This window comes from Corynebacterium sp. HMSC062A03 (genome assembly GCF_001811145.1).
Classification (GTDB): domain Bacteria; phylum Actinomycetota; class Actinomycetes; order Mycobacteriales; family Mycobacteriaceae; genus Corynebacterium; species Corynebacterium aurimucosum.
Window position 1 is genome coordinate 112,453 of sequence record NZ_KV803683.1, and the last position, 26,704, is coordinate 139,156.

Sequence of the window (26,704 nt, forward strand, 5' to 3'; positions counted from 1 at the left end):
CGTGGCCTCATGGTGGTACGGGGCCAAGGAACTGCAAGTGATATAGGAAACATGCAGCTAGAGAGTGTGATGTAACACTCTAAAACTGTAGGCCTATAGCTTTTGTAGGACTAATAGTACCCCCGCGCGGGAAAAATATTCATAAAACTGCTGCTTAAAAGGGTGAAAAGAGGATTAAATAACGGTCACTACTGTCACTCTTGAGTAGAAAAGGACCACTATGTTCTCTAAAACTGCTGCTGCTCTCTCAGCTATCGCTCTGAGCACTGTTGCCCTCGTGGGCTGCTCCTCGTCGTCGGAAAGCGCCAGCGGGGATTCCGGAGGCGGAGATTCCTACACCATCGGAATTAATCAGCTGGTTCAGCACCCCTCCCTCGACGCCGCCGCAGAAGGCTTCCAAGAAGCCTTCGAGGAGGCGGGCGTGGACGTGGATTGGGATGTTCAGAACGCCAATGGCGAGCAAGGCACCGCGGTGTCCATCTCCCAGCAGATGGCGAACGCCAACCACGATCTCTACCTAGCCATCGCTACCCCAGCCGGTCAGGCAATGAGCAAGTCCATCAAGGACAAGCCGCTTCTGTTCACCGCGGTGACGGACCCCGTCGAGGCGGAGCTCGTGGAGGCGCTGGATAAGCCGGGCAAGAACGTCACGGGTACTTCTGATGCCGCCCCCATCGAGGAGCAGGTAGAGCTCATTAGCCAGCTGGTGCCGGACGCCACATCTGTGGGCGTCGTCTACTCTTCCGCTGAGGTGAATTCCAAGGTGCAGGTAGAGCAGCTGACGGAAGCAGCCAAGCCGAAGGGTATTGAAGTGAAGTCGCAGACGGTGACCTCCGTGACGGAAATCCCCCAGGCCGTGGAGGCACTGGGTGATGTCGATGCCATCTACATTCCGACCGACAACATGGTCGTCTCTGGTATCTCTTCGCTCATTAAGGTGGCGAATGACAAGACCATCCCGGTCATTGCTGCGGACTCCGGTGCCGTCGAAGGTGGTGCTGCAGCCACCATTGGTATCGACTACAAGGAGCTGGGCCGCCAGACCGGTGAAATGGCGCTGCGCATCCTCCAGGACGGCGAGGACCCAGCCGAGACCCCGGTAGAAACTGCCTCTGAGTACACCTACGTCATTAACGAGGATGCCGTGAAGGCACAGGGCGTCGAGGTGCCGAAGGAGATTCTCGATAAGGCTGAGACGCTGTGATTGGTGCACTCGAGCTAGGCCTCATTTATGCGGTGATGGCCGTGGGCGTCTACCTGACGTTCCGTGTGCTTGATTTCCCGGATCTGACAGTTGACGGCTCCTTCACTACCGGCGCTGCCACTGCAGGCGTACTCATTACGAATGGGGTCAACCCCTTTGTGGCCTCGTTGGCTGGCTTCGCCACGGGATTTGTGGCGGGTTGCATCACAGGACTTCTACATACGAAGGGCCGCATTGACGGGCTGCTCGCTGGCATCCTCACGATGATCGGCCTGTGGTCCATCAACCTTCGCATCATGGGAAGCGCCAATGTGCCGTTGCTCTCGCAAGATTCGGTATTTACTCCTCTGGACGCGGTAATGGGAACCTGGGCAGGAGTGGGTCTGCTTGCGGTGGGTTCGGTGCTGCTCTGCTTGCTCATTGTGTGGTTCCTGTCCACGGACTTGGGACTCTCGTTGCGCGCGACGGGTGACAATCAGCAGATGATCACGTCCTTTGGCGTGTCCACCGATTTCACCAAAATCCTGACCTTGGCCCTGTCCAACGGCCTGGTGGGTCTGTGCGGTGCGCTCATCGCGCAGTACCAGGGTTTCGCCGATATTTCGATGGGCATCGGACTCATTCTGGTTGGTCTGGCTTCCGTCATCCTGGGCCAGGCGGTACTCCCCCAGTCGCGCCTGTGGCTGGCCGTGGTGGCCGTGGCCTTGGGCTCCGTAATTTACCGGCTCATTATTTTCGCCGCCCTCCAGGTGGGCCTCAACCCGAATGACATGAAGCTCATCACGGCGCTGCTGGTTATTGTTGCTCTCCTGGTGCCTCGCATGACGCGGGTATGCGGCAAAAGGAAGGCCTAAATCATGCTCAACATAGACAAGATCTCAAAGACCTTCTTTCCGGGGACAGTCAACGAACGCCGTGCGCTTCGCGACGTCTCCCTGGAGCTTGCCTCCGGTGACTTCGTCACGGTTATCGGTTCAAACGGTGCGGGAAAGTCAACTCTTCTGAACTCGATTGCGGGCCGGCTCACCCCGGATTCTGGGAAAATCTCGATCGACAACAAGGATGTGACCAGCCAGCCGGAGCACAAGCGTGCGAGGAAGGTCGGGCGCGTCTTTCAGGATCCTATGGCAGGTACAGCGCCGAACCTGACGATTGAGGAGAATCTCTCGCTCGCTTATCTGCGCGGCAAGAAGCGCGGACTCGGTCTGGGGCTCAATTCCGCGCGCCGGGCTGTCTTTGTGGATCAGCTAGAGTCGCTCGAGCTGGGCTTGGAGGAGCGCCTTGGGACGAAGGTGGGCTTGCTCTCCGGTGGTCAACGCCAGGCGCTGTCGTTGCTCATGGCCGGCTTTACCAACCCGAAGGTGATGCTTCTTGATGAGCACACGGCTGCTCTCGACCCGCAACGCGCGGAGCTGGTGACCACTTTGACGAAGCGCATCGTGGAACAAGGTCAGCTCACCACGCTGATGGTGACGCACAATATGGCACAGGCGCTGCAGGTGGGAAACCGCCTCATCATGATGCATGAGGGAGAGATCATTTACTCCGCCGACGCTGAGCAGAAGGCGAAGCTCACGGTGGAGGATCTCATGGCGGAGTTTGCGAAGATTAAGGGCGCTACGTCCGATAGGACTCTTTTGCAGTAGCGTTCCTCCGTGGTTGTTTCACGTGAAACCTAGGTGTCGTGTTTGGCAGCACCTAGGTTTCTTTCTGTTCGTGGGTCTAGCACCTTTGTGAAGGTTTGAGGGTGACATAAAAAGAGGGCCCAGCACAACGCTGGGCCCTCTAAGCGTAAAGCTAGTTGAACTTGAGTGGAGCTTACTTGAGCTTGATGAGCGCGGAAGAGAAGTAGTCCTCGACTGCTGATGGGTCATCGAGAGGGAGAACAGCGCCTACGTACTGGTCCGGGCGAACGATGACCACCGCTCCGTCGCGGGAAATTCCGCGGGCATCGAAGATGTCCTTGTCGCCAGGGAGAGCGTTGAAGACATTCTCCCAATTCGGAATGTTGAACTTGCCGTTGCGCGGGCGGAACAACAGTGGGGCGTCAAGAATCTCATAGTCGTGATGGTTGGTCTGCTGGTAGATAGCCTTCACGTCGAAGTAGGTATTTTCATCAGCTCCCTCCGGGGTGAACGCGGCCAGGATGGGACCGAGCTTCTCGGCCCACTCGCTCAGAGTGGAGCTCTCGCCGGCCTTGGGGGCATCGGCAAAGGCGTAGATGCGGTAGCGGCCATCGGCGGTGTGCTGGTGGCCCAGGTGCTGAGGGTAAGCATCGCAGCGGCGGAGGACCGCAAAGGACTTGAAGCGCTTGCCTACCGGGAAGCCGGTAGCAAGGTCCTGGTGCTGTGTTGTACCGACAATCAGGTTGTCTTCGTACTGCGTCATCATGCCAGCGGCGAACTCCTCCGCGGCGACGTAGTACTTCTCCACTGCCTCCGGATCATCGAGCTCTTCGGTAGGTGTGGCCATGAGGGTGGACCACTCGCGGTCGAAGTTGATGAGGTTCTGAGCAGCTGGCTGACGCTCGCCGTGGTAGGTGGTCAAGAGTTCCTTCGGGGCGCGGCCGTCGAGGACGTGGCCGAGCTTCCACCCGATATTGAAGCCATCCTGCATGGAAACGTTCATTCCCTGACCGGCCTTTGCTGAGTGGGTGTGGCAGGCGTCGCCGGTAAGGAAGACGCGCGGGTCCTCGTCGTTATCGTCGAAGGCATCGACGAGTCGGTGGCCTACCTCGTAGACGGAGTGCCAAGCAACCATCTTGACGTCGATGAAGTAGGGCGAGTAGATCTCGTTGGCCTTCTCGATGATCTTCTCAATCGGGGTGGAGCGGACCTTGTGATTGTCATCCTCGGGCACGACGCCGAGGTCGACGTAGATGCGGCAGAGGTAGCCGCCCTCACGCGGGATGTGCAGGATTGAGCCGGCCTGGGAGTGAATGGCACACTTGGTGCGCCAATCCGGGAAGTCGGTGTCAACCACGACATCCATGACACCCCATGCGTGATTGGCCTGGTCGCCCTTGAGCGAGCGGCCGATGGACTTGCGAACGCGGGACTTAGCACCATCACAGCCGACGACGTACTTGGCGCGTACGTCGCGCGGGTTGCCGTCGACATCCTCGAGGTGGACCGTTACCGGGTATTCGCCCTCCCCTACCTCAAGGAAGACGAAGTTCCAGCCGTAGTCCGGAGTGATGCGGCCCGGGGCGCGGTGCGCATAGCGAGCGAAGTAGTCCAGCACGCGGGCCTGGTTGACAATGAGGTGGGGGAATTCAGAGATGCCCTGCTCGTCGTCGATGGGGCGAGCGCCGCGGATGATCTTGGACCGATCCTGCGGATCCGGGTTCCAGAAAGACATCTCCGTGATCTCGTAGGCCTCTTCTGTAATTTCCTTGGCAAAGCCGAAGGCCTGGAAGGTCTCCACGGAACGGGACTGGATTCCATCGGCTTGGCCTAGCTCGAGGCGGTGTGGGCGGCGCTCGATGATCCGCGTATTGACGTCCGGGAACATGGCCAGCTGCGCTGCGGCGATCATGCCGGCTGGCCCGGAGCCCACAATGAGAACGTCCATTTCATCCGGAAGCTCAGCGACGCGATCGATGCCGTATCCGGCAGGCTCGTGCACGCGGGGATCTTCCGAAACGTAGCCGTTGTGGTGGAACTGCACTGTGGACTCCTTAGTTAGCGGTTGTAGTTGACGAGAACAAAGAGAGTGATGGGGGTAGCGGCTGCTCCCCCACTTCTATGTGAGCTTCGCTCGTTGAGTTGGTGACTCAGTTCAAGGCGTCAAGAGGATGTGAGCTGGGTCGTATATGAGAATCATATATGATGCGTTCCCCGCGCACAATGGCTTGTGCAGAAAGGGGAGCGCATGGGTGGAGAGGCGTCGTCTAGCGCGGGCTGAAGATGAAGTGACCCTGGGATTGCTCGGCCTCGTGCTCTGCTCCGAGGGCTATCCCCTTGCGTTCGCGCAGGATGAAGGTGCAGATGAAGCCGACGATCGAAGCGGATACGAGGTAGCCTGACACCGCAAAAGTGGTACCAGTTGCCTCGACGAGCGCGGCGGCGATCATGGGGGCGAAGGCGCCGCCCAGGACCGAGCCGAGGGCATAGGTAATGGAGACGCCGGTGGCGCGAATAGAGGCGGGGAAAAGCTCGGCGTACATCGCGGACTGCGCACCGTAGGTCAGGCCCAGGCCCACGGTGAGGAAGAGGAGTGCGCCGTAGAGGAGACCGAGGCTTCCGGTATTGACCAGCGGGAAGAGGGCGGCAGCGCCGATGCCCTGCAAGATGAATCCCAGGAGGTAGGTATTTCGGCGGCCGATGTAGTCCGAGATGAAGCCGGCGAACAAGGTGGTCAAGGCCCACGAGAAGGCAGACACGGTCACGGCGTTGAGGACATCACCGCGGTCGAGTGCGACGGGGCCCTCCGGGTCGGTGGCGTAGCGCTGGATGTAGCCGCCCGTAGTCATGTATCCGACGGTGCCGTTACCCGCGAAGACGAGGGCGGCGACGAGGACGAGCGGGGTGAACTTCTTAAACAGCGTGCCAATGGGGTTGGTGGCTTCTTCCTCTTCGCGTTCCGCAATCTCCGCGAATACTGGGGACTCGTCGACGCCCATGCGGATGAGGTAGCCCACCAAGACGAGGGCAAAGGAGAGGAGGAAGGGAACGCGCCAGCCCCAGTCCATGAAGGCGTCGCCAGGCGCGATGGTGTTCATGATGGACAGCACGCCGGAGGAGAGCAGCAGGCCGGCGGGCACGCCGATCTGGGGGCCTGCGCCGTAAAGGCCGCGCTTGTCAGTCGGGGGCGTGTTCCACCGCCATGAGCACCGCGGAACCCCATTCGCCACCAGCAGAGATGCCTTGGATGATGCGCAAGGTGATGAGGAGAATCGGCGCCCAGATGCCGGCGGTTTCATAGGTTGGCAGAACACCAATCAGGGTGGTCGCACCGCCCATGGCGATGAGCGTGACCATGAGGACCACGCGGCGTCCGAAGCGGTCGGCGAAGTGCCCTGCTAGGAACGCGCCAACTGGGCGGAATAGGAAGGACAAGCCAACGGTCAGGAAGGAGATGATGGTGGCCAGGCCACCTTCGAGCGGGCCGAACATGAGGTGGTTGAACACGAGTCCGGCCACCGCTGCATAGAGGAAGTAGTCGTACCACTCGATAGCGGTACCGATGGTCGTCGCGGCGACGACACGGCGGCGTTCGGCCGTCGAAATTGTCGGCGTGACAGCTGTGTGCGACATGATGTGATTCCTTTCGGCATGGGGTGTGCCATATACGGAAAAGCGTGTGAGTTGAACCACTTGCGGTGGTGCTAGGGATAATATACGATCTGGGCAAGGATTTGTTCACAATTAAGGATTCTTCATGGCTGTACCTGAGTTCTTGCCGGTAAAACCGGGCAAAATGATCGCCGTCCATGTGGCCTTTGAGTCCCGCGCGGCACAGCGCGGCCGCTGGCCCAAAACCCCGAGTTACTTCCTCAAGGCGACAAGCACGCTGGCTGAGTCGGACGGGATTGTCGAGCGTCCCGAAGGAACTGAACTGCTGGCCTTCGAAGGCGAAATCGCACTCATCATCGGCACTCCGGCCCGCAATGTCTCCCTTGAGGATGCGTGGAAGCACGTTGCCTACGTGACCGCGTCGAACGACATTGGGCTGTATGACTACAAGGTGCAGGACAAAGGTTCCAACACCCGTTCCAAGTCCCGCGATGGATACACCCCCATTGGACCGGAGCTTATCGACGCCCAGGGGATCGACCCCAAGGGCCTACGCCTGCGTACGTGGGTCAACGGAGAAGTTGTCCAAGAGGGTACGTCCTCCGACGAAGACCTCATCTTCCCCCTCGCCCAGTTTGTGGCCGACCTTTCCCAGCACATGACACTGGAGACCGGTGACATCATTCTCACTGGCACTCCTGCTGGCTCTTCCGTCATCGAGCCTGGTGACGTCGTTGAGGTCGAAGTTGATGTGCCAGGAGGCGTGAGCTCCGGCAAGCTGAAGACCACCGTGAAGGAGGTCCCCGCCTCTTTCGATCCGCAGCTGGGCAACCTGCCCTACGTGGACGATAAGCAGCGCGAAGATGCCTACGGTGACCGCGAATCCGCCGGCCTTCCTCCTAAGGGTGAGGTCGGCCTCGATCCAGAGCTCAAGGCGGCCCTGGAGAAGGCCCCGACCGCCGGCTTGTCCGCTCAGCTGCGCAAGCGCGGCATCAACCAGTCCGTGATCGAAGGCGTGTACCCGCAGGCGAAGGGAACCAAGATGGTGGGCGTTGCCCGCACCCTGCGCTTCGTGGCCGGCCGCGAGGACCTGTTCAAGTCCCACGGTGGTGGTCTCAATGAGCAGAAGAAGGTCTTCGACACCGTCAAGGAGGGTGAGGTCATCGTCATCGAGGCCCGCCAGGAATCCGGTTCCGGAACACTCGGTGACATTTTGGCGCTGCGCGCGAAAGTCCGCGGTGCTGCCGGCGTTGTCACCGATGGCGGCGTGCGTGACTACGAGGCCGTCAAGGAGATTGGCCTGCCCGTCTTCACCCAGGGCGCGCACCCCTGCGTGCTCGGCCGCAAGCATGTCCCGTGGGACAGCGATATCGCTGTTTCTTGTGGCAACGCCACCGTTCTTCCGGGTGACATCATCGTTGGTGACGACGATGGCGTCGTGGTCATCCCCCTAGATATCGCCGCGGAAGTCGCCGAAGCTGCGTTGGCCAAGGAGCACGAAGACGAATGGGTCGCCACCCAGGTGGAGACGGGCGCCAGCCTGGATGGGCTCTTCCCGCCGACCGGAGCGAATAAGGAAGCCTATATCGCGTTCCGTGATGGAAAGGCGGGTGGTCAATGACGGAACCTGCCCTATCAGCTGGGGAAAGCAAGTCCCAACAGGCCTATAACTGGATAAGTCACAAGATTCGTACTCGAGATTATGAGCCCGGGTATCGCCTCGTGTTAGCAACAATCGCGGAGGAACTGGGCGTCAGTGTGGTTCCCGTCCGCGAGGCCATTCGGCAACTTGAAGCAGAAGGGATGGTCACCTACGAACGCAACGTCGGTGCCAGCGTGACCACCTACAATCGCGAGGCCTATTACGAATCCATGGACATCGTGGCCACGCTAGAAGCAAATGCCACGGCCCAATCCGCACCGTATCTCGATGCGGAGGATATTGCCCGGGCGCAGGAGATCAACCAGCGCATGCAGGAGCTCGATATCCACCACGATCCAGAAGAATTTACCCAGCTCAACAAAGAATTTCATAGCGTTCTCTTCTCCAAGTGCCCGAACGAGAGGCTAAAGAACTTGGTGGTGGACCAGTGGAAGCAATTGGAATACCACCGCGTCTCTACCTTTCGGTATGTGCCCGAAAGAGCTCAAGAGTCAACGCGCGAGCACGAGCAATTGCTCAGTCTCATCGAGGCTGGCGCGGAACCCGCCTACATAGAAAAAGTGGCCAGGCAACACCGACTGACCACTCTCAGAACCTATCGCAAGAAAAACGACTAAGGAGTCGAAATCACCCATGGCTATCAACAACGATGCTGCTAAGCCCACCGATCTCCCCGAGAAGATCCTTCACTACATCAACGGCGAGTTCGTCCCGTCGATCGACGGTGATGAATTCGAGGTCTTGGATCCGGTAACCAATAAGACCTACATCAAGGCCGCCTCCGGCAAGCCGGAAGACATTGACAAGGCTGTCGCTGCCGCGAAGGAGGCCTTCGAGAACGGCCCATGGTCCAAGGCACTGCCGCGTGAGCGCGCCCGTGTGCTCAACAAAATTGCGGATATCGTCGAGAGCCGCGCGGACAAGCTTGCCGCGTGGGAATCCTTCGACTCCGGCCTACCCATCACTCAGGCCAACGGCCAGGCTAAGCGTGCAGCGGAGAACTTCCGCTTCTTTGCTGACCTAATCGTCGCCCAGGCTGACGACGCCTACAAGGTACCGGGCCGCCAGATCAACTACGTCAACCGCAAGCCGATTGGCGTGGCGGGCCTGATTACCCCGTGGAACACTCCGTTCATGCTGGAGTCCTGGAAGTTGGCCCCGGCCATCGCCACCGGTAACTCCGTCGTCCTGAAGCCTGCTGAGTTCACTCCCCTCTCTGCACAGCTGTGGGCGGGCATCTTCGAGGAGGCCGGCCTGCCGAAGGGTGTCTTCAACCTGGTCAACGGCTTCGGTGAGGAAGGCTATGCAGGCGACCCGCTGGTTAAGCACCCGGATGTTCCTCTGATTTCCTTTACCGGCGAGTCTCGCACCGGCCAGATCATCTTTGGCAACGCAGCTCCTCACCTCAAGGGTCTGTCGATGGAGCTGGGCGGCAAGTCCCCCGCCATCGTCTTCAGCGATGCCGATCTGGAAACTGCCATTGATGCCTGTATCTTCGGCGTCTTTTCCCTCAACGGTGAGCGTTGCACCGCTGGCTCCCGCATCCTGGTTCAGCGCGATATCTACGATGAGTTCGTGGAGCGCTACGCCGCCCAGGCTAAGCGCGTGAAGGTGGGCCTGCCCTCCGATCCGACCACCGAGGTCGGTGCCCTGGTACACCCGGAGCACTACGAGAAGGTCACCTCCTACATCGAGATCGGCAAGCAGGAGGCCACCCTGGCCGCCGGCGGTGAGCGCCCGGAAGGCTTCGAGGAAGGCAACTTTGTCCAGCCGACCGTCTTCGTTGACGTCAAGCCGGATGCACGAATCTTCCAGGAAGAGATTTTCGGCCCCGTCGTTGCTATCACCCCGTTCGATACCGACGAAGAAGCACTCGAGCTGGCCAACAACACGAAGTACGGCCTTGCCGCCTATGTCTGGACCTCGGATCTGAAGCGCGCCCACAACTTTGCCCAGAACGTTGAGGCCGGCATGGTGTGGCTCAACTCGAACAACGTCCGTGACCTGCGCACCCCGTTCGGTGGTGTCAAGGCCTCCGGCCTGGGCCACGAGGGCGGCTACCGTTCGATCGACTTCTACACCGATCAGCAGGCCGTCCACATCAACCTGGACAAGGTACACAACCCGGTCTTTGGCAAGCAGGACTAAGACGTCCACTCTCTTCTCCCCCACCACTACTTCTATCTAAGGAGCCATCATGGCTGACATTCAGGCCCCCGATATTCTGCGTTGTGCCTACATGGAGATCGTCGTTACCGATCTCGCTGCATCTCGAAAGTTCTACGTTGACACCCTCGGCCTCGTCGTGACCGAGGAAAACGAGAACGAAATCTACCTGCGCACCTACGAGGAGTTCATCCACCACAACCTCGTGCTACGCCAGGGCCCCGTCGCTGCTGTTGCTGCATTCTCCTTCCGGGTTCGTTCGCCGGAGGATCTGGACCTCGCCGAGGAGTTCTACAAGGCACGTGGCTGCGAGGTTCGCCGTAACAAGGATGGCTTCGTTAAGGGCATCGGTGACTCCGTGCGTGTGCAGGATCCGCTGGGATTCCCGTACGAGTTCTTCTACGAGGTTGAGCACGTCGAGCGTCTGGCTTGGGCATACGATGCCCACATCCCTGGCGCGCTTGTTCGCCTCGACCACTTCAACCAGATCACCCCGGACGTTCCTGCCGCCGTGAAGTACATGGAGGAGCTCGGATTCCGTACCACCGAGGACATTCGCGATGAGGAGGGAACTGTCTACGCTGCATGGATGCGCCGCAAGCCGACGGTGCACGACACCGCCATGACCGGTGGCGATGGTCCGCGCATGCACCACATCGCTTTTGCTACCCACGAGAAGCACAACATCATCGCGATTTGTGACAAGTTGGGTGCACTGCGCGAATCCGACCGCATTGAGCGCGGCCCGGGCCGCCACGGTGTCTCCAACGCTTACTACCTCTACCTGCGTGATCCGGATGGCCACCGCGTGGAGATCTACACCCAGGATTACTACACCGGCGACCCGGATAACCCGGTCGTGACCTGGGATGTCCACGATAACCAGCGCCGTGACTGGTGGGGAACCCCGGTTGTCCCTTCCTGGTACCGCGATGGCTCCACCGTCCTCGACCTCGATGGCAACCCAGTGCCGCTGGTGGCTCGCGAGGACGAGTCCGAGCTGGAGGCAACCATTGGCGCAGACGGCTTCTCCTACACCCGTAAGGAAGATGCAGAAGAAATGCCGGAGTGGAAGCAGGGCGAGTACAAGCTGGGACACCAGCTCTAAACAGGCCTCAGCACTCAGGTTGATGAACGTGGTCCCGCGGCGTCGAGAAGAAAGCGCACATATCGCGGGACCGCGTTGTCGTTTCACGTGAAACCATCAGGTTTAACGAACCTGTTAAACAGAACAGATACGTTCTACAACACCTTAAGGAGCGAAGTACATGCTGGATGAGAAACAGCACATCGCTATTGCAGATGAACTGGCGCAAGCCGAAAAAGATCGCACCATGGTCCCGCTGCTGACCGCCCGTTTCCCGGAGATGAGCATCGAGGATTCCTACGCAGTGCAGCGCGAGTGGGTGCGCCGCGGCATTGAAGACGGGCGTCGTCTCGTCGGCCGTAAGATTGGCCTGACCTCCAAGGTTATGCAGGAAGCCACGGGAATCACCGAGCCAGATTACGGCGCCATCTTTGAAGACCAGGTCTATGAGAACGGCTCCACCATCGAGCACGCGCAGTTCTCCAATGTTCGCATTGAGGTCGAGCTGGCCTTCGTGCTCAAGGAAGAGCTGAAGGGCCCAAATTGCAGCATCTTCGACGTGCTGCGTGCAACAGAGTACGTCGTCCCTGCTCTGGAGATCCTCTCCTCCCGCATAGAGATGGAAGGCCGCACTATCGTCGACACCATTTCGGATAACGCAGCCCTCGGCGCCATGGTCTACGGCGGCAACCCGGTGGATCCCGCGGACGTCGATCTGCGCTGGGTGTCCGCACTGCTCTACCGCAACGAGTCCATCGAAGATACGGGTGTGGCGGCGGCTGTGCTGAACCACCCGGCAATGGGCGTGGCTTGGCTTGCCAACAAGCTTCACGCGCACGGCGATAACCTTGCCGCCGGCGACATTATTCTGGCCGGTTCCTTCACCAAGCCCATGTGGGTTGAACCGGGCGATACCGTCCATGCAGACTATGGAAAGTTGGGGTCCATCACATGCCGATTCCAGTAAAGTTGCCGCCTACCTTTGCAGACGTCCTAGAAAAGGCCGAGCAACCGCTCGTTGGTGCCTGGATCTGTTCCGGCTCGGAGGCCGCGGCGGAGATCATCGCCTCGGCTGGTTTTAGCTGGACGCTTATCGACGGCGAGCATTCGCCTTATGGCCTGGAGACCATTCTTTCCTTGCTCCGCGCCACAGATGCCTATGGTCTTACGCGTGTGGTTCGCGTGCCTGTGAATAACACGGCGCTGATCAAACAGTACCTTGACCTGGGTGTACAGAATCTTATGGTGCCCATGATTGATAACGCCGAGGAAGCGGAAGCGGCCGTTGCAGCCATGCACTACCCGCCCCGCGGTGTGCGCGGCGTCGGCTCGGCACTGGCCCGCTCTTCGCGCTGGAATGGCGTGGAGAACTACCTCGCCAACGCGTCGGACACGGTGAGCCTCACGGTGCAGATTGAGTCTGCGACCGCGGTGGAGAACGTGGAAGAGATCGTGGCTGTTGAAGGCGTGGACAACATCTTCGTCGGCCCCTCGGACCTGGCGGCCTCGATGGGGCTGTTGGGCCAGCAGACCCATCCGGATGTGCTCGAGGCGGTCAATCACACATTTGAAGCAGTTCGTGCTTCCGGAAAGAAGGTAGGCGTCAACGCCTTCAACCTCGAACAGGCCCAGAAATACATGGCTTCTGGCGCATCATTTGCCCTGGTTGGGGCGGATGTTCAACTTCTTTCGGGTGCGGCACGCCAACTGGCAGACAAATTCCATTTGGGAGGGTAAAAAAGAACCATGAGTGAAAACAACAAGGTCAATATTGACGAGTTGCTGGCCAAGGTTCCAACTGGCTTGCTGATTAATGGTGAGTGGGTAGACGCCTCCGATGGCTCCACTTTCGACGTGGACAACCCGGCGACCGGTGAGGTTATCGCTACCCTTGCTTCCGCTACTTCTGAGGATGCGAAGAAGGCTTTGGATGCAGCCTGCGCCGTGCAGGATGAGTGGGCACGCACGTCCACCCGCGAGCGCTCCAACCTGCTGCGCCGTGCTTTTGACCTGGTGCAGGAGCGCAAGGACGAGTTCGCTGCGCTGATGACCCTGGAGATGGGCAAGCCGCTGGCAGAGTCCTATGGTGAGGTTACTTACGGCGCTGAGTACCTACGCTGGTTCAGCGAGGAGGCCGTTCGTGACTACGGCCGTACCCTGCCGGCGCCGGAGGGCACCCTGCGCATGGTGACCCGTCGCAAGCCGGTGGGCCCGTGCTTGCTCATCACCCCGTGGAACTTCCCGCTGGCTATGGCTACCCGCAAGATTGCCCCGGCCATTGCCGCTGGTTGCACCATGGTGGTCAAGCCCGCCAAGCTCACGCCGCTGACTACTCAGTACTTCGCACAGACCATGATTGATGCCGGCGTTCCTGCCGGTGTGGTCAACGTGGTCTCCGGTAAGTCTGCTTCGGCCATCTCCGAGCCGATCATGGCGGATTCCCGCCTGCGCAAGGTTTCCTTCACCGGCTCTACCCCGGTGGGCAAGACCCTGCTCAAGGCCGCTGCCGACAACGTCCTGCGCACCTCGATGGAGCTGGGCGGCAACGCTCCGTTCATCGTCTTTGAGGACGCTGACATCGACCAGGCCGTCGAGGGCGCAATGGGCGCCAAGATGCGCAACATCGGTGAGGCCTGCACCGCGGCTAACCGCTTCATCGTCCACGAGTCCGTCGCCGATGAGTTCGCGGAGAAGTTCGCTAAGCGCATCGGTGAGCTCAAGGTGGGCAACGGCCTCGATGAGGGTGTCACTTGTGGTCCGCTCGTGGAGCAGAAGGCACTGGATAACATCACCGCGCTTGTCGACGACGCCGTGGAGAAGGGTGCCAAGGCCATCGTCGGCGGCAAGCCGGGTGAGGGCAAGGGCTACTTCTACGCCCCGACCGTTCTGACCAACGTTCCTCGTGATGCCCGCGTGGCACAGGAAGAGATCTTCGGCCCGATCGCTCCGATCCTGACCTTCTCCGATGAGAAGGAAGCGATTGAGATTGCTAATGACACAGAGTACGGCCTGGCCTCCTATGTGTTCACCGAGGACTCCGACCGTATGTGGCGCATCGGTGACGGCCTCGAGTTCGGCCTCATGGGCTTCAACGCTGGTGTCATCTCCAACGCCGCTGCCCCATTCGGTGGCGTGAAGCAGTCCGGCATGGGCCGCGAGGGCGGCGCTGAGGGCCTGGACGAGTACACCTCGCTGCAGTACATCGCTATGCGTGACCCGTACGCGAATGCATAACTAGTGCATTAGTTTCGCCGCTGACAATGCTGGCATCTCCTAGGTGGGAGGTGTCAGCATTATTGTTTTCTGCATAATATTCGTAACCATGTTGTGTGACAGCACTCATAGTCAAATCGTGATCACGCACAAACAACTTTTTCAGTGTGTACTGGGACACAATTACTGGCAATACACCGAAAGACACCGGGTTCGTCCGGTGGATTCTCGGGCCGACATAGCTAGTAAGGAGGAGTTGGCGTGGACACATCGACACAGGCACCAGTGCTACCCGCTCGAAATGTACAGCCCGGGCACCGGGCTCCCACCGAACTTAAGGGCGGCCTGGGCGCCGGGCGCCTAGGGACAACGTCGCTAGTCTTTATGATTATCGCGGCGTCGGCACCTCTTACTGTGCTTGCGGGAGGAGTGCCGACCAACTTCGCAGTATCTGGATTGTTGGGTGTTCCCTGGGGATACCTCGTCCTTGGAATTATTCTTGTCTTTTTCGCCGTTGGTTACGGGATTATGAGTTCAAAGATTCAGAACTCTGGAGCGTTCTATGCCTACGTGTCAGAAGGACTAGGAAACCGCCAAGGAATCGCGGCCGCGATTCTGGCTTTGGTTTCTTACAATATGATGCAGGTTGGGCTGTATGGCATTTTCGGGTTCTCTCTGGCCAATCTGATCAACGGGTGGTTTGGAACAAGTATCTCGTGGTGGGTTGCCGCCTTGGCTGGTTGGCTCTTGGTGGCCGTCATGGGTGTCAGCAATGTTGATTTTTCTGCCAAAGTCCTAGGTATATTGGTAGCCCTCGAGTTCGTTGTTGTTGCTGCAGTCTCAGTTCTTTCTCTTGGCGTTGCCCCAGAGGGTATTACTGCGGAGACGGTACGCCCGAGCCAATTCTTTACCGATGGTATAGGCGTTCTCCTTGCCTTTGGAATTGCAGCCTTTATGGGGTTTGAGTCGGGTGCAATTTACTCGGAAGAAGCGCGTGATCCAGAGCGGACTGTCCCGAAAGCTACCTATATCGCCGTGGGAACGATTGCCCTATTTTACGCCTTTTCGGCGTGGGCATTTGCTCAAGGAGTGGGGCCGTCCGTCGTCATCGATAAGGCAACTGAGCTTGGTCCCGATCTGGTCTTCGTGTGGTTGGGCGACTATTCAGCGCTTGCTGCCAACATAGCGAACTGCTTGTTTGTAACTTCGCTTATTGCTGCCCTCGTCGCATTCCATAATGCCGCAGCGCGGTACTTCTTCTCCCTTGGGCGCTCACGCGTCCTTCCCGAGAAGTTCGCGGTGTCATCGTCCAAAGGAGCACCTATAGCTGGGTCGCTCACTCAGACTTCCATTGCTTTCCTAGTAGTCGGTGGCTTTGCAATTGCGGGAAATGGCAGCGACATGGGCGAACTATTCCCAGTCCTCACGCTTTTTACGTGGCTGACCAACGCCGCGGCGTTCGGCCTGGTCTTCCTGCTCGCAGTGGTGAGTGTGTCCATCATGGTATGGCTCAACAAGCAGGAAAAAGGTTACAACCTCTTCACGCGGATCATTGCACCGCTTGTATCAGCTTGCGGACTCGTGGCTGTCTTCGCATTGGTGCTGATGAATTTCCCGCTCATGATTGGCGACACCGGTTCGGATGCCCTCGTGTGGGTGATGCCCGGAATCATTATCGCCTCCGGAATTCTTGGGCTGATGTGGGGCGAATACCTCAAGCACGCTAGGCCGCATATTTACGCAAGTCTTCAAGACAATCTTGATCGAATCTAAATCTTCAGAAAGGTAATCATGGAAAAGAAGCATGTAATCGTCGTTGGTGCGGGATTCGCAGGTCTAACGGCAGCGCGAGAGTTGCAGACCGCTGGAATTGGGTATCACATCGTAGAGGCTCGTGACCGCATTGGTGGCCGTGCTTGGACTGACGATAGGCTCGGACGCTCGCTGGAGATTGGCGCAACCTGGGTGCACTGGCATCAGCCGCATGTCTGGTCCGAAATCACTCGTTATGGCCAGGATATTATCGCTTCGCCCGTTGTAGATACCGCATATTGGTATGCCGGTGGTGAGCTGAAGTCCGGAACGGAAGCAGAAATGGATGCCAAACTGGCTCGGCCGATGGAGAAGATCTTCGAGAAATCTCGCGAATTCTTCCCAGAACCGCACAAGCCGCTGCTTGTGCTGGATGAGAAATTCGGTGCATCTCAAGAATTGAAGGATGCTTTCCTGGCTGCAGATCAGGCTGGAGTTCTCGATGCGTTGGAGGACGGTGACTTTACCCAGGAAGAAAAGGATCTGTGCAATGCGTATTGGTCGGCTGGATACATCGGGTACCCAGAGCAGGGGTCCTCTTTGATGGCCAAGCAGTGGGCAGCCTTGTGCGATCACCGTCTTTCATTGGTGGATGAGCAAACGCTGCGATTTAAACTTGTCAATGGCATGCGGGGTATCTACGGCAACATCGCAAAGGATCTAACCGGAGAAATCCGTTTGAATACTGCGGTGACTGCGATTGAGCACGGAGAAGATTCGGCCACCGTTACGTATGCGGACGGTACCTCCGAGACGGCGGATGCTGTGATTGTTACGGTTCCGGTTGGTGCGTTGGGGAACATTAAATTCACCCCGGGTCTGCCTGAAGGCTCGCAGAAGACTATCGAGCAGAAGTGGAATTCGACTGGTTTCAAGGCTTGGATCAAGATCAAGGGCCACCACAACATCTTCGGTTACGCGCCCCAGCCTGCAGTCGTATCCGTGCTTCGTTCTGAATACTTCGAAGACGATGACACGACTATCTGTGTTGTCTTTGGCTCCGATCACGAGAAGATCGATTTGGAGAGCATTGAGGATGCTCAAAAGGTTGTCGACCAGTGGCGCCCAGATCTCGAGGTTGTTGGTGTCACCGGTCATGACTGGGTAGCAGATGAGTACTCAGGCCAGGCCTGGGCTACGTTGCGTCGAGGTCAGTTCACCGAGGGCTGGCACCACTTCCGCAGCTCGACTTCCTCGTTGCACTTCGCTGGAGCAGATTGGGCTTCCGGTTGGCGTGGAGTGGTTGTCGATGGAGCCATCGAAACCGGAATCTCTACCGCTCGCGAGGTTATCAACAAGCTGCGTGGTTAACCGCTAGCCGCCGCGCGGTACGCACTCGGTGACTTGTGGTACTCCGCTTTAAAGATGCGCGAGAGGTGCGAGGGATCGTGCAGGCCATAGCGGGCGCTGATGTGGCTGATTGATTCCTCGGAGTACCGCGGGTCCACGAGGTCTCTGCGGATATGTTCTAGACGTCGGGTTCTGATGTAGTGACTCACGGAGAGTCCCTGTTCGGAGAACTTGGCGTGGAGGTGGCGCACGGACACAAAGAGTGCTTGGGCGATGGTGCTGGGGCCTAAGTCGGGGTCGCCCAAGTTCTTCTCGATGTAGGCGGTGGCTTGGTTGAACAGGAGCGTGCCTGCAGAGGGTTCTCCGGCTACGTCGGAGGAGAGAACCGACACCAACATGGTGAGCGCGGAGCGGACCAAGGCCGTGGCGTGCGGGCCCTTGAGCAGATCGAGGTTCTTCGCGAGCTGCTCAAAGAGGGGAACCGCCACCGCGCCCAGGCCATGCGAGCGTGAGATGGGGTTCGCGGTGAGGCGTTGGATCTGTGCGGGTGAAATATCGAGGAAGCTCTGCGGGAAATGCACAATGAGTGTGTTTTGCTCCTCCGGATAGCGCAGAGTGTAAGGCCGTTGGGTGACATACAGCGCTAGGTCGCCAGGGTGTAGCTCACAGGTTCGCCCGTCCTGGCTCATGGTTGAGGATCCAGTGATTTGCAGGCTGAGCTTGCAAAAGGGGGCCTCGCTGGCGGCTATCTTGAAGCGATTCACGGTGTGCGGGGAGGTGCACATATCGAAGAGGGATATGTCCCCCACTTTCGTTGACCGCAGCGTGGCGTGAAAGGAAGAGGGGTCCTCAGTGTCCACGTCGAGTTGTCCAAAAGACTCGGATGACGCGGTGCGCCATGACGCGATATCGAAGTACTCAACAGCGGCAGTAGACATAAGTGGCATCATATCGTGAGAACTGGCACATTTTTGGACAAATTGTGTGCACTCAGAGTCAATAGAGTCGGTGTGGTGCAGGTAACATCCTAGGTAAAAGTTTCTTTGGGCTTTGTTCGCGGGGCCCTCGACTGCTTCACAAGGAGATCTCATGACTCAGTTCCCCACCTACGCTGATCTGCTCGACGCCATCACGGATGAAAACGGCCGTGAAATCCTCAATCCCGCCACCGGTGAGGTTGTTGGCCGCGCCCCAGAGAACACCGTCGAGGACCTCAACGCTGCAGTTGAGACCGCACGCGCAGCGCAGAAGGACTTTGCCAAGCTCAGCGACGAAGAACGTTGCGAGCTGCTCACCAAGGCAGCCGCCGCCATCGACGCTAATGCAGAGGCACTCGTTGAGCTGCTCTCCCGTGAGCAGGGCAAGCCGCTCAACGGCCCGAATGCCCGCTTCGAGGTTGGTGCTTGCTCTGGTTGGCTGAATGCTACCGCCTCCTTCGAGCACCCCAACTACACCGCCGTTGATGATGGCATCACCGCCACCGTCAACTACCGCCCACTCGGCGTCGTCGGTGCTATTGGCCCGTGGAACTGGCCGATGATGATCACCATCTGGCAGATTGCACCGGCGCTGCGTATGGGCAACGCGGTCGTCGTCAAGCCCTCTGAGTACACCCCGCTCTCCGTACTGGGCCTGCTTAAGGTCGTGAACTCCGTGCTGCCGGAGGGTGTTCTCCAGGTCGTCAGCGGTGCCGGTGAGGTTGGCGCGGCGCTGACCACCCACGAGGGCGTCGACAAGATCATGTTCACCGGGTCCACCGCCACCGGCAAGAAGATCGTGGAGGCCAGCGCCGACAACCTCACCCGCCTCACGCTGGAGCTCGGCGGCAATGACGCGGGCATTGTGCTGGATGATGCCGACCCGAAGGAGATCGCCGGCGACCTCTTCTGGGGCGCGTTCATCAACACCGGCCAGACCTGTGCGGCGATGAAGCGTGTGTACGTGCCGGAGTCGCTGTACGACGCCGTCTGCGAGGCCCTCGTCGAGGTGGCCAAGGCCTCCCCGATGGGCGTGGGCTTGGAAGAGGAGAACGTGCTCGGCCCACTGCAGAACAAGCAGCAATTCGACATCGTGGACAAGCTTGTCAGCGCCGCCAAGGATTCCGGCGCCCGCGTGCTGCTGGGCGGCGACCCGGACTACGACGCGCCGGGCTACTTCTACCCCACCACCCTCGTGGCGGACATTGACCCGGACAACCCGCTGGTCGTGGAGGAGCAGTTTGGCCCGGCACTGCCGATTGTGAAGTACACGGACCTCGATTGGGCCATTGAGCAGGCCAATAAGCTCGATGTGGGGCTGGGCTCCTCCGTATGGTCCTCCAACCGCGAGCGCGCTCTGGACGTCGCCGCGCAGCTGGAGGCGGGTACTACCTGGATCAACGCCCACGGTGCTGTGGATCCGCGCGTGCCTTTCGGTGGTATCAAGTCCTCCGGCTACGGCGTGGAGTTTGGCACTGAGGGCCTCAAGGGCTTGGCCTACCCGCAGATCATCAACGGCTAAAACCGCCATGGCGCTGCTATTCTTAGCGCCATGAGCACCGCCAAAGTCCCGGAAATCGAGTACGCAGCCTTCGACGCCATGAAGGAGGTTGCGTCCTCGCTGAAAGCTGCCTACCTCACTAGGGCCGCTGAAGCAGGCAACGACGTTGAATCGCAATGGTGGATTCGCCAGAACTGGCTGGTAGAGGACATGGTTGGCGAGGTTGATGCAACTGACATCGAAGCCATCCGATCCGCTGCGGCTCTCTTTGCGCAGCGGCTTGAAGCCCTCTCCTCCGAGCACAAAGCGGCATAGCCTATGCTTTCTGCCGCTGACTTCCCCGTTGATCCGCAGGTTATGGAGCAACGGCTAAAGACTCTGCAAGCCAGCTATTTCGGCCGATCGAATGCTCATGGTCCGGCTGTTCCAGAGGTCATTTATGTGGCGGGGCAGCCAGCGTCAGGCAAATCAACGGCCATTGAATCGGTAAAGAACGGTCACGCGGTCCTTGATTCCGATGAGATTCGGAAGCTGCACCCCGCCCTCGACGAGATTGTGGAGCGCGATCCCTTACGCATGGACGTACTCACCAATGGGCCGGTGCCCTATTGGATGTCCTCGCTGATTGAGTATGGCCGTCAGCACGGGCACTCCCTCATCATTGAGAACACGCTGTCCAACCCGGAATTCATCGCGGGTGAGATAGCCAAGTTTCGGTCTGCGGGTTTCCGCGTGAAGGTCGTGGGCCTGGCGGTGGCGCAGGAGGTCTCCAGGCTGGGCGTGGTCCAGCGCTACCTGGAGGCGCAGCGCGTGAGCCGCTACCCGCGCTGGACCAATGAGGTTTCCCACACGTCGGGCTTTCAGGCCATCGTGCCAGGGCTGCAAGCGATTGCCCCGCTTGTCGACGACCTCGAGATCCGCACCCGCGATGGCCGCACCTTGAGCGGCATTGAGGATATTGAGGCTGAGCGCGCAACCTGGTTCGACTTCCCCGCTGTTCGGGCCGACTGGCTGGCCCGTTTTGACAGCTGTGACTTGAGTGGCCTTGAAGCGGAAAAGCTCACGCACAACCTCGTGGCTGACGCAAAGCGTATCCGCGGGCTTTAAGACTGTGCCCGTTGAACTATTAGGTTCACCCACAGTTCCCGTGCCTGCACGCATCGAGAAGGACCAGGTGGTGAACTCGAATGACTCGCCTGGTCCAACGTGTGTGCGCTCGGCGCGTGGTTTAACCCTTATAAGACTTGCCGGTCACAGCCTCAGCGTTTCGCTCGTGCAGCCCGCAGGCCGTTCAAGATCACGATGACTTCGGCGACTTCGTGTACCAACACGACGGCGGCCAGGCCCAGTACACCGCTGATCGCCAGTGGCATCAACACGATGATGATGGCCAGAGACAGCACGATGTTTTGGTTGATGATCCTGCTGCCTCGGCGGGCGTGCTGCAGCGCCTGCGGGATCAGCCGGAGGTCGTGGCCAGTGAAGGCGACGTCAGCGGACTCGATCGCGGCGTCAGAGCCGGTTGCTCCCATCGCAATGCCCACCGTTGCGCCCGCCAGTGCCGGCGCGTCGTTGATGCCGTCGCCGATCATCGCCGTCGGCGTCTTGGAGGAGAGTTCGGCGACGATGCTTGCCTTGTCCTCCGGTCGCAGCTCGGCGCGCACGTCGTCGATTCCGGCGATTTCAGCCAGCGCCCGGGCGGTGCGAGTGTTATCACCGGTGAGCATGCTCACTTCCACGTCGTTGTCGTGCAGGGACTGCACGGCATCGGGCACCTCGGGCCGCAACTCGTCGCGCACCCCGATCGCCCCGGCGAGAGCGTCATCGACGGTGACTAGGACGCAGGTCTGGCCTTCGGACTCCATACGCTCAACGTCCGCCTTCAGTGGCCCGGCGTCGATCCATCGGGGGCTGCCGACCAGCACCCGTCGGCCTTCGACGGTGCCGCCGATGCCATGACCGGCTTCCTCGCTGATATCCAAGGCGGTGGCCGCTTCGGGCTCCGCTGCCACGATCGCCGCGGCGAGGGGGTGCGTCGATTGCTGCTCAACCGCCGCCGCGAAGGAAAGCACCTGCGCCCGATCGAATCCGTCTGCCGGGACTACTCCGGTAACCTCGGGCTGGTTGCGGGTAAGGGTTCCGGTCTTGTCTACTGCTAGGTGACGGATGCCGCCGAGTCGCTCGAACGCCGCACCGGACTTGATGACTACTCCGAACTGGCTGGCCGCGCCGATCGCGGCCACGACCGTCAGCGGCACGGAGATTGCCAGCGCGCACGGCGACGCTGCGACCAGGACCACCAGCGCACGGGTGATCCAAGTCTCGGGGTCGCCCAACAGCGAGCCGATCACGCCGACCAGCACCGCTAGGATCATCACCCCGGGCACTAGGGGTTGGGCAATTCGGTCGGCGATCCGGGCGCGGTCACCCTTCTCCACCTGCGCCTGCTCGACGAGATCGACGAGTGTGGTCAGCGAGTTGTCCGTTCCAGCTGCGGTCGTCTCGACCTCCAGCACACCGGCGGAGTTGATCGCTCCCGCTGGTACCTCGTCGCCGGGCGCAACCTCCTCCGGAATGGATTCTCCGGTGATCGCTGAGGTGTCAAGGCTGGAGCGTCCGGACCGAATGATGCCGTCCGTGGCGATCCGCTCCCCGGGGCGTACGACCATTAGCTCGCCAACCTCAAGGTCCTTCGCAGCGACCTCGGCCGTCGTACCGTCGCGCAGGACGGTCGCGGTTTGTGGTACCAGCTTCAACAGTGCCCGCAGTCCGCCTTGGGCCCGGTCCATCGCCTTGTCTTCAAGCGCCTCGGCGATCGAGTACAGGAACGCCAGCGCCGCGGCCTCTCCGACGAAACCAAGGATCACCGCGCCGACAGCGCTGATCGTCATAAGCAAGCCAATGCCGAGCTTGCGCTTCGTGACAAGGTTCCGGATCGCCCCAGGTGCGAACGTGTAAGCGCCCAACAGCAGGCCAAGCCAATACAGTACCGTTGCGGGCGTCTCCAAGTCGGACCAGTCCAGCGCCAGTCCTGTAATGAGGGCTACGCCGGAGAAGATCGGTAGCAGTAGCTCGGGGTCCTTCCACCATGGCCGATCGAGCTCTTCGATCTCCGTGGCGGGTTCGTGTTCGCATCCACATGCTGAACTCATGCGTCCGTTCCTTTCTCGCCGCAGCCGGGCACCGAGCACTCAGTGTCGATGCAGGGGGCATTCTCGTCGACGGCCAGCGTCGCGTTGACCAGCGCTTCGAGCGCCGCCGCGAGGTGCGGATCGGCAATTTCGTAGCGGGTCTTACGGCCCTCCGGCTCAGCGACGACGATGCCGCAATCGCGTAGGCAGGACAGGTGGTTCGAGACGTTCGAGCGGGTCAGATCCAAGCTTTGCGAAATCTCGGCCGGGTAGCCCGGACCGTCGAGTAGGGTCATCAGGATTCGGGAACGCGTCGGATCAGCCATGGCCCGGCCGAGCCGGTTCATGACGTCGAGGCGTGAAGCAATAGTCAGCATGTGCTGAACAATACAACGTGTGCTGAACTATTCAAAATGCACTGAACTGACGGTTACGCGAAGGTCCTGCGACCTGCAGGAATTAGTGGATGGGATAGCAGATGACTGATCCTTTGTGGTTCGGCTGCCACCCAACGCGGGAGCGACGTGGGCGGCGAGGTTCTCCAGAATCTTCGCGTTATGGGGGGAAGGGTGAAGCATGATCCAGTCGTTCGCTGACAAGGACACTGAGCGTCTGTGGAATCGAGAGCGGATTCCCCCGGGAAACCGGCTCGAGGCGTTGAAAGGTGATCGGCGGGGTCAGTTCAGCATTTGAATCAACGACCAGTGGCGGATCTGTTTTCGGTGGTCCGCCGCGGGGCTAGAGGAGGTTGAGATCGTTGACTACCACTGACAAGCTCCCTCCGGTTCACCCCGGTGAGATCCTCATGGAGGACTTCCTCAAAGGAATGGGGATCACCCAGCACAAGCTCGCCGTCTCCATCGGCGTTCCGCCCCACCGGATCAACGAAATTGTTCACGGTAAGCGCGCTGTAACCGCTGACACGGCCCTTCGTCTAGCGAAGTTTTTCGAGATGAGCCCCCAGTTCTGGCTCGGGTTACAGGCTCAATATGACTTGGACGTGGCGGAAGACAAGATCCTCTCGGAAATCGAGCGGATTCAACCGGTCCAAGCTGTCTCAGCGTAGCGGTTACCCGAACCAGGTCCGTCTGCGTGAGGATATGCACGCGGATGGTTCGAACTAGGGAATTTGGGGCCGCCGTCGCGTGGACTTGAGTTCCGAGCGCCGCTTTTTCGCTTCGAGACGGCGTCGCACCGAGCTCCGCGTCGGCTTGGTCCTGCGCCGCGGGGGAGGAGGCGGAGCGAGCGCCTCGCGCAAGAGGGCGGCCATGCGTTCGCGTGCCTCGGCGCGGTTGCGTACCTGCAATCGCTGGGTCGATGCGGTAACGGTAAGGACGGTGCCGTCTAGGCGGTGCTCGAGGTTGTGAAGGACGCGGTGACGCAGGGCGTCGGAAAGCGATGAGCACGTAGCGATATCGACGGAAAGCTGCACTTTGCTGTCCGTAGTATTGACGCCTTGGCCGCCTGGTCCCGACGACTTCGCGAACCGCTCCGTCAGGTCGGCGGCGACGATGACCAGACCCCCGGGGATCCCTGGGCCAGGCGCGATGGTCAGGTCGTTCATACCGCCCAGCGTAGTTAGAGTTGTTTCCGGATCAGACCCGCCGTGCGAGATCAGGGTAGTGTACGACCACTCCGTCACCGTCGACCTCCAACTCGACGTCGACTCCCCGTGTTCCGCTTTTGTATCGGACAGTTTCAGCATCGACGGAGCTGTAGTACTGGTCTGATGCGATCACCTGGAGGGACGGCATATCAATCCAAGCCATGATCAGCTGCGTTTTCGGAACCTGAGTCTCAAGCAGCGTCAAGCGACGAATAGGCATTGTGTTGGTGAGAGGGCACAGGCCGAGATCGCAATCGAGTGCGGCTTTCAGGTCGGCTGACTGGACGATACCGGGGGAGGGCAGATCTTCAGGCTGGGCGCCCTCTTCATTGGTTTCCGCCGACCACACGCCTTGTTCGGACCTAAACAGCTCGAGGCTTCGCCCCCATCCGTCGCCTTCAACGTTCACCGACACACGTTCGGTCACCCAGTTCTCCGCGGCGTGCAGCTCCCACGTGGCCTCGTATCCATCGCCGTATTGCACTCCGGAAGCGGTCAAACCGGCTCCTAAAAAATGAACTGCGGCCTCGTTCCGGATGAGGGGAGTCTCGACATGCTCCCACTTATACGTGCGCTCCATGGTGAGGATTTTACAACGCTCGATGGTGCGAAAAGGCAGGTAGCTTTCGATTTGGACCGCGTACCGAGGACGAGGCTTACCGGCAGAATGGTGTATTCAGTAAGTCCGCGACGCAGAAGAATCCCATGAATGAGAGCACGGCCCACACGGCCGTTGCCATCTGAAAATGGGTGAATCGTTTCGAATTGAGCGTGAGCAATCGCGGCTTGGATGAGAGCACCGTGCTAAGCGCCATCTAGGTAAAGGCACAGGTCTTCAACGAGGTCACGGACTAGGCGTGGGGGCGCTGGGATGAACTCGGCCCCAATGGGTGTGTGGTTACTTCCACCGGTCCAGTTTTGAATAGTGCGAAGTCCAGTGGGAATGGAGCCCTTCTCCCCCATCAACTCTCTTTGAAGCTTTTCAAGAAGCTCGATGGAGATTGTCGGTTCGGTGGCAAAGCTTTTCTCAATGGAACGCAGAACGGTAAGGTTACGGGTAACCTCTTCCGCGCTTTTCCTTAAAGCCGCGGACTTCTTCTACTTGGGCGAGTTCCGCGAGGACAACCTTATCGACGTTGGGTGCAATACCTTCAATGCGTGAGGAAGAAATAGCTTCAGAACGCATGAGCAGGCGGGCCACAGACTCCAACTGGCCTGAAGCCGCATGGCGGTTGAGCCCCAAAATATCTCGCTTGATACGCGCTGCCCGGCTGGTGCGCTTTGGGGAAAGTCCATGCCGTACTTACAAGATGGTCAGGGACATAGGCCTGAAAAGGACCTTCAGCCTTATCACGCCGGGGAATGCCGGAGCCTGATTCGGGGATCCAGCTCTCGGTAACGTAGTGGGGCATGTAGAGGCTATCCATTCGTCAAACCCCAATGAGTGGTTGGATAACTCTTATCCAACCACTCATTGGGGTTTAGGTGCTAGATAACTCTTAAACATTCGGGCTTTAAGGCTGAAATGTAGCCTCAATGAGAATGCCAATGACAATCCCATCTGACCGGCCGCGCTGACCTCGGCCAAATCCCCAGACCTCGATCCCGAAACCTCCTGGTGGGTGGTGGGGCGTCGCCAAGCGCTTGGCGACGCCGACCTGCAGGTTGCGGGTTTCAGGTCTGGGGAAATGCAGTGGAGGCTGGAAACGCCGAAGCCCGTCGCCTAAGTCAACTGCGCAATGAGAACATCAATGACAACCTCAATGAGAATTTTGTCATTGAAGCGGCTCTTCCGGTTTCGGGGTGCGTAGCGGGGT

24 protein-coding genes and 2 pseudogenes are annotated in these 26,704 nt (G+C 59.5%); 17 read left to right on the forward strand and 9 right to left on the reverse strand.

Annotated elements, in window-relative coordinates:
- Positions 1–220: 220 nt before the first annotated feature.
- The 3 genes from HMPREF2781_RS07810 to HMPREF2781_RS07820 are packed head-to-tail and all read left to right on the forward strand — an operon-like array spanning position 221 to position 2,850.
- Entirely contained in the window at positions 221–1,204 is a 984-nt protein-coding gene (locus HMPREF2781_RS07810) for an ABC transporter substrate-binding protein (protein ID WP_070645190.1), read from the forward strand.
- Entirely contained in the window at positions 1,201–2,058 is an 858-nt protein-coding gene (locus tag HMPREF2781_RS07815) for an ABC transporter permease (protein ID WP_070645193.1), read from the forward strand. Before HMPREF2781_RS07810 ends, HMPREF2781_RS07815 begins: the two co-directional genes overlap by 4 nt.
- 3 nt (positions 2,059–2,061) lie before the next feature.
- A complete protein-coding gene (locus tag HMPREF2781_RS07820) occupies positions 2,062–2,850 on the forward strand; it encodes an ABC transporter ATP-binding protein (protein WP_070645196.1) in 789 nt (262 codons plus the stop codon).
- 172 nt (positions 2,851–3,022) lie between these two features.
- Here the strand turns inward: HMPREF2781_RS07820 and HMPREF2781_RS07825 are convergent, their stop codons facing one another.
- Both HMPREF2781_RS07825 and HMPREF2781_RS07830 read right to left on the reverse strand, forming a co-directional pair.
- The gene (locus HMPREF2781_RS07825; RefSeq protein WP_070645199.1) at positions 3,023–4,873 is read right to left on the reverse strand and encodes an FAD-binding monooxygenase; all 1,851 of its coding nucleotides are present in this window, start codon (positions 4,871–4,873) and stop codon (positions 3,023–3,025) included.
- 223 nt (positions 4,874–5,096) lie between these two features.
- Positions 5,097–6,462, reverse strand: a pseudogene (locus HMPREF2781_RS07830) (MFS transporter).
- Positions 6,463–6,586: 124 nt separating this feature from the next.
- Between HMPREF2781_RS07830 and HMPREF2781_RS07835 the strand changes: the two are divergent.
- The 9 genes from HMPREF2781_RS07835 to HMPREF2781_RS07875 all read left to right on the forward strand — a co-directional run bounded on the left by HMPREF2781_RS07835 (position 6,587) and on the right by HMPREF2781_RS07875 (position 17,693).
- Positions 6,587–8,062 (forward strand): fumarylacetoacetate hydrolase family protein, encoded by a 1,476-nt coding sequence (locus tag HMPREF2781_RS07835; protein ID WP_070645202.1) that lies wholly within the window; start codon positions 6,587–6,589, stop codon positions 8,060–8,062.
- Positions 8,059–8,721, forward strand: coding sequence for a GntR family transcriptional regulator (locus tag HMPREF2781_RS07840; protein ID WP_070645205.1), 663 nt, complete (start codon positions 8,059–8,061; stop codon positions 8,719–8,721). The genes HMPREF2781_RS07835 and HMPREF2781_RS07840 overlap by 4 nt, the downstream gene beginning before the upstream one ends.
- A gap of 16 nt (positions 8,722–8,737) precedes the next feature.
- Positions 8,738–10,252: a 5-carboxymethyl-2-hydroxymuconate semialdehyde dehydrogenase gene (gene hpaE / locus HMPREF2781_RS07845; RefSeq protein ID WP_070444599.1), complete on the forward strand. Its 1,515-nt coding sequence runs from the start codon at positions 8,738–8,740 to the stop codon at positions 10,250–10,252.
- A 49-nt stretch (positions 10,253–10,301) separates the two neighbouring features.
- On the forward strand, positions 10,302–11,378 hold the full coding sequence (gene hpaD / locus HMPREF2781_RS07850) for a 3,4-dihydroxyphenylacetate 2,3-dioxygenase (RefSeq protein ID WP_070444601.1): 1,077 nt from the start codon (positions 10,302–10,304) through the stop codon (positions 11,376–11,378).
- Between the two features lie 160 nt (positions 11,379–11,538).
- Positions 11,539–12,324, forward strand: a complete 786-nt coding sequence (hpaH, locus tag HMPREF2781_RS07855; RefSeq protein WP_070444603.1) for a 2-oxo-hept-4-ene-1,7-dioate hydratase — start codon at positions 11,539–11,541, stop codon at positions 12,322–12,324.
- On the forward strand, positions 12,309–13,094 hold the full coding sequence (locus tag HMPREF2781_RS07860; RefSeq protein ID WP_070645208.1) for an HpcH/HpaI aldolase family protein: 786 nt from the start codon (positions 12,309–12,311) through the stop codon (positions 13,092–13,094). The genes hpaH and HMPREF2781_RS07860 overlap by 16 nt, the downstream gene beginning before the upstream one ends.
- Positions 13,095–13,103: 9 nt before the next feature.
- Complete coding sequence (locus tag HMPREF2781_RS07865) at positions 13,104–14,591, forward strand: NAD-dependent succinate-semialdehyde dehydrogenase (RefSeq protein WP_070444607.1); 1,488 nt, start codon at positions 13,104–13,106, stop codon at positions 14,589–14,591.
- Between the two features lie 264 nt (positions 14,592–14,855).
- Positions 14,856–16,343 carry an APC family permease gene (locus tag HMPREF2781_RS07870; protein ID WP_256375092.1) on the forward strand — a complete coding sequence of 496 codons (1,488 nt, stop codon included), beginning with the start codon at positions 14,856–14,858 and terminating at the stop codon, positions 16,341–16,343.
- A gap of 18 nt (positions 16,344–16,361) precedes the next feature.
- Complete coding sequence (locus tag HMPREF2781_RS07875; RefSeq protein WP_070645214.1) at positions 16,362–17,693, forward strand: NAD(P)/FAD-dependent oxidoreductase; 1,332 nt, start codon at positions 16,362–16,364, stop codon at positions 17,691–17,693.
- Here the strand turns inward: HMPREF2781_RS07875 and HMPREF2781_RS07880 are convergent.
- Entirely contained in the window at positions 17,690–18,610 is a 921-nt protein-coding gene (locus HMPREF2781_RS07880) for an AraC-like ligand-binding domain-containing protein (RefSeq protein ID WP_070645216.1), read from the reverse strand. The genes HMPREF2781_RS07875 and HMPREF2781_RS07880 overlap by 4 nt on opposite strands.
- 151 nt (positions 18,611–18,761) lie before the next feature.
- Here HMPREF2781_RS07880 and HMPREF2781_RS07885 point away from each other — a divergent pair, with 151 nt between their 5' ends.
- From HMPREF2781_RS07885 to HMPREF2781_RS07895, 3 genes are read left to right on the forward strand one after another with little or no spacing between them, the layout of a single operon-like run.
- On the forward strand, positions 18,762–20,171 hold the full coding sequence (locus HMPREF2781_RS07885) for an aldehyde dehydrogenase family protein (protein ID WP_070645218.1): 1,410 nt from the start codon (positions 18,762–18,764) through the stop codon (positions 20,169–20,171).
- A gap of 30 nt (positions 20,172–20,201) precedes the next feature.
- The gene (locus tag HMPREF2781_RS07890; protein ID WP_070444618.1) at positions 20,202–20,465 is read left to right on the forward strand and encodes a hypothetical protein; all 264 of its coding nucleotides are present in this window, start codon (positions 20,202–20,204) and stop codon (positions 20,463–20,465) included.
- Positions 20,466–20,468: 3 nt separating this feature from the next.
- The gene (locus tag HMPREF2781_RS07895) at positions 20,469–21,257 is read left to right on the forward strand and encodes a zeta toxin family protein (protein WP_070645220.1); all 789 of its coding nucleotides are present in this window, start codon (positions 20,469–20,471) and stop codon (positions 21,255–21,257) included.
- Between the two features lie 152 nt (positions 21,258–21,409).
- Here HMPREF2781_RS07895 and HMPREF2781_RS07900 read toward each other — a convergent pair whose 3' ends face one another.
- Positions 21,410–23,302, reverse strand: a complete 1,893-nt coding sequence (locus tag HMPREF2781_RS07900; protein ID WP_070645222.1) for a heavy metal translocating P-type ATPase — start codon at positions 23,300–23,302, stop codon at positions 21,410–21,412.
- Entirely contained in the window at positions 23,299–23,658 is a 360-nt protein-coding gene (locus HMPREF2781_RS07905; RefSeq protein ID WP_005530797.1) for a Cd(II)/Pb(II)-sensing metalloregulatory transcriptional regulator CmtR, read from the reverse strand. The genes HMPREF2781_RS07900 and HMPREF2781_RS07905 overlap by 4 nt, the downstream gene beginning before the upstream one ends.
- A 199-nt stretch (positions 23,659–23,857) precedes the next feature.
- Between HMPREF2781_RS07905 and HMPREF2781_RS12250 the strand changes: the two are divergent.
- A pseudogene (locus HMPREF2781_RS12250) lies at positions 23,858–24,052 on the forward strand (type II toxin-antitoxin system RelE/ParE family toxin).
- A gap of 34 nt (positions 24,053–24,086) precedes the next feature.
- Positions 24,087–24,347 carry a HigA family addiction module antitoxin gene (locus tag HMPREF2781_RS07910; protein ID WP_070645240.1) on the forward strand — a complete coding sequence of 87 codons (261 nt, stop codon included), beginning with the start codon at positions 24,087–24,089 and terminating at the stop codon, positions 24,345–24,347.
- A gap of 54 nt (positions 24,348–24,401) precedes the next feature.
- On the opposite strand, the gene arfB is transcribed toward HMPREF2781_RS07910, so the two are convergent.
- From arfB to HMPREF2781_RS12715, 4 genes are all read right to left on the reverse strand, one after another.
- On the reverse strand, positions 24,402–24,845 hold the full coding sequence (arfB, locus tag HMPREF2781_RS07915; RefSeq protein WP_070645225.1) for an alternative ribosome rescue aminoacyl-tRNA hydrolase ArfB: 444 nt from the start codon (positions 24,843–24,845) through the stop codon (positions 24,402–24,404).
- Positions 24,846–24,876: 31 nt separating this feature from the next.
- Complete coding sequence (locus tag HMPREF2781_RS07920; RefSeq protein WP_210384563.1) at positions 24,877–25,467, reverse strand: putative glycolipid-binding domain-containing protein; 591 nt, start codon at positions 25,465–25,467, stop codon at positions 24,877–24,879.
- The gene (locus HMPREF2781_RS12785; protein ID WP_308607912.1) at positions 25,395–25,679 is read right to left on the reverse strand and encodes a Fic family protein; all 285 of its coding nucleotides are present in this window, start codon (positions 25,677–25,679) and stop codon (positions 25,395–25,397) included. The genes HMPREF2781_RS07920 and HMPREF2781_RS12785 overlap by 73 nt, the downstream gene beginning before the upstream one ends.
- Before the next feature lie 259 nt (positions 25,680–25,938).
- Positions 25,939–26,130: a hypothetical protein gene (locus HMPREF2781_RS12715; RefSeq protein ID WP_246821810.1), complete on the reverse strand. Its 192-nt coding sequence runs from the start codon at positions 26,128–26,130 to the stop codon at positions 25,939–25,941.
- Between the last annotated feature and the right edge of the window lie 574 nt (positions 26,131–26,704).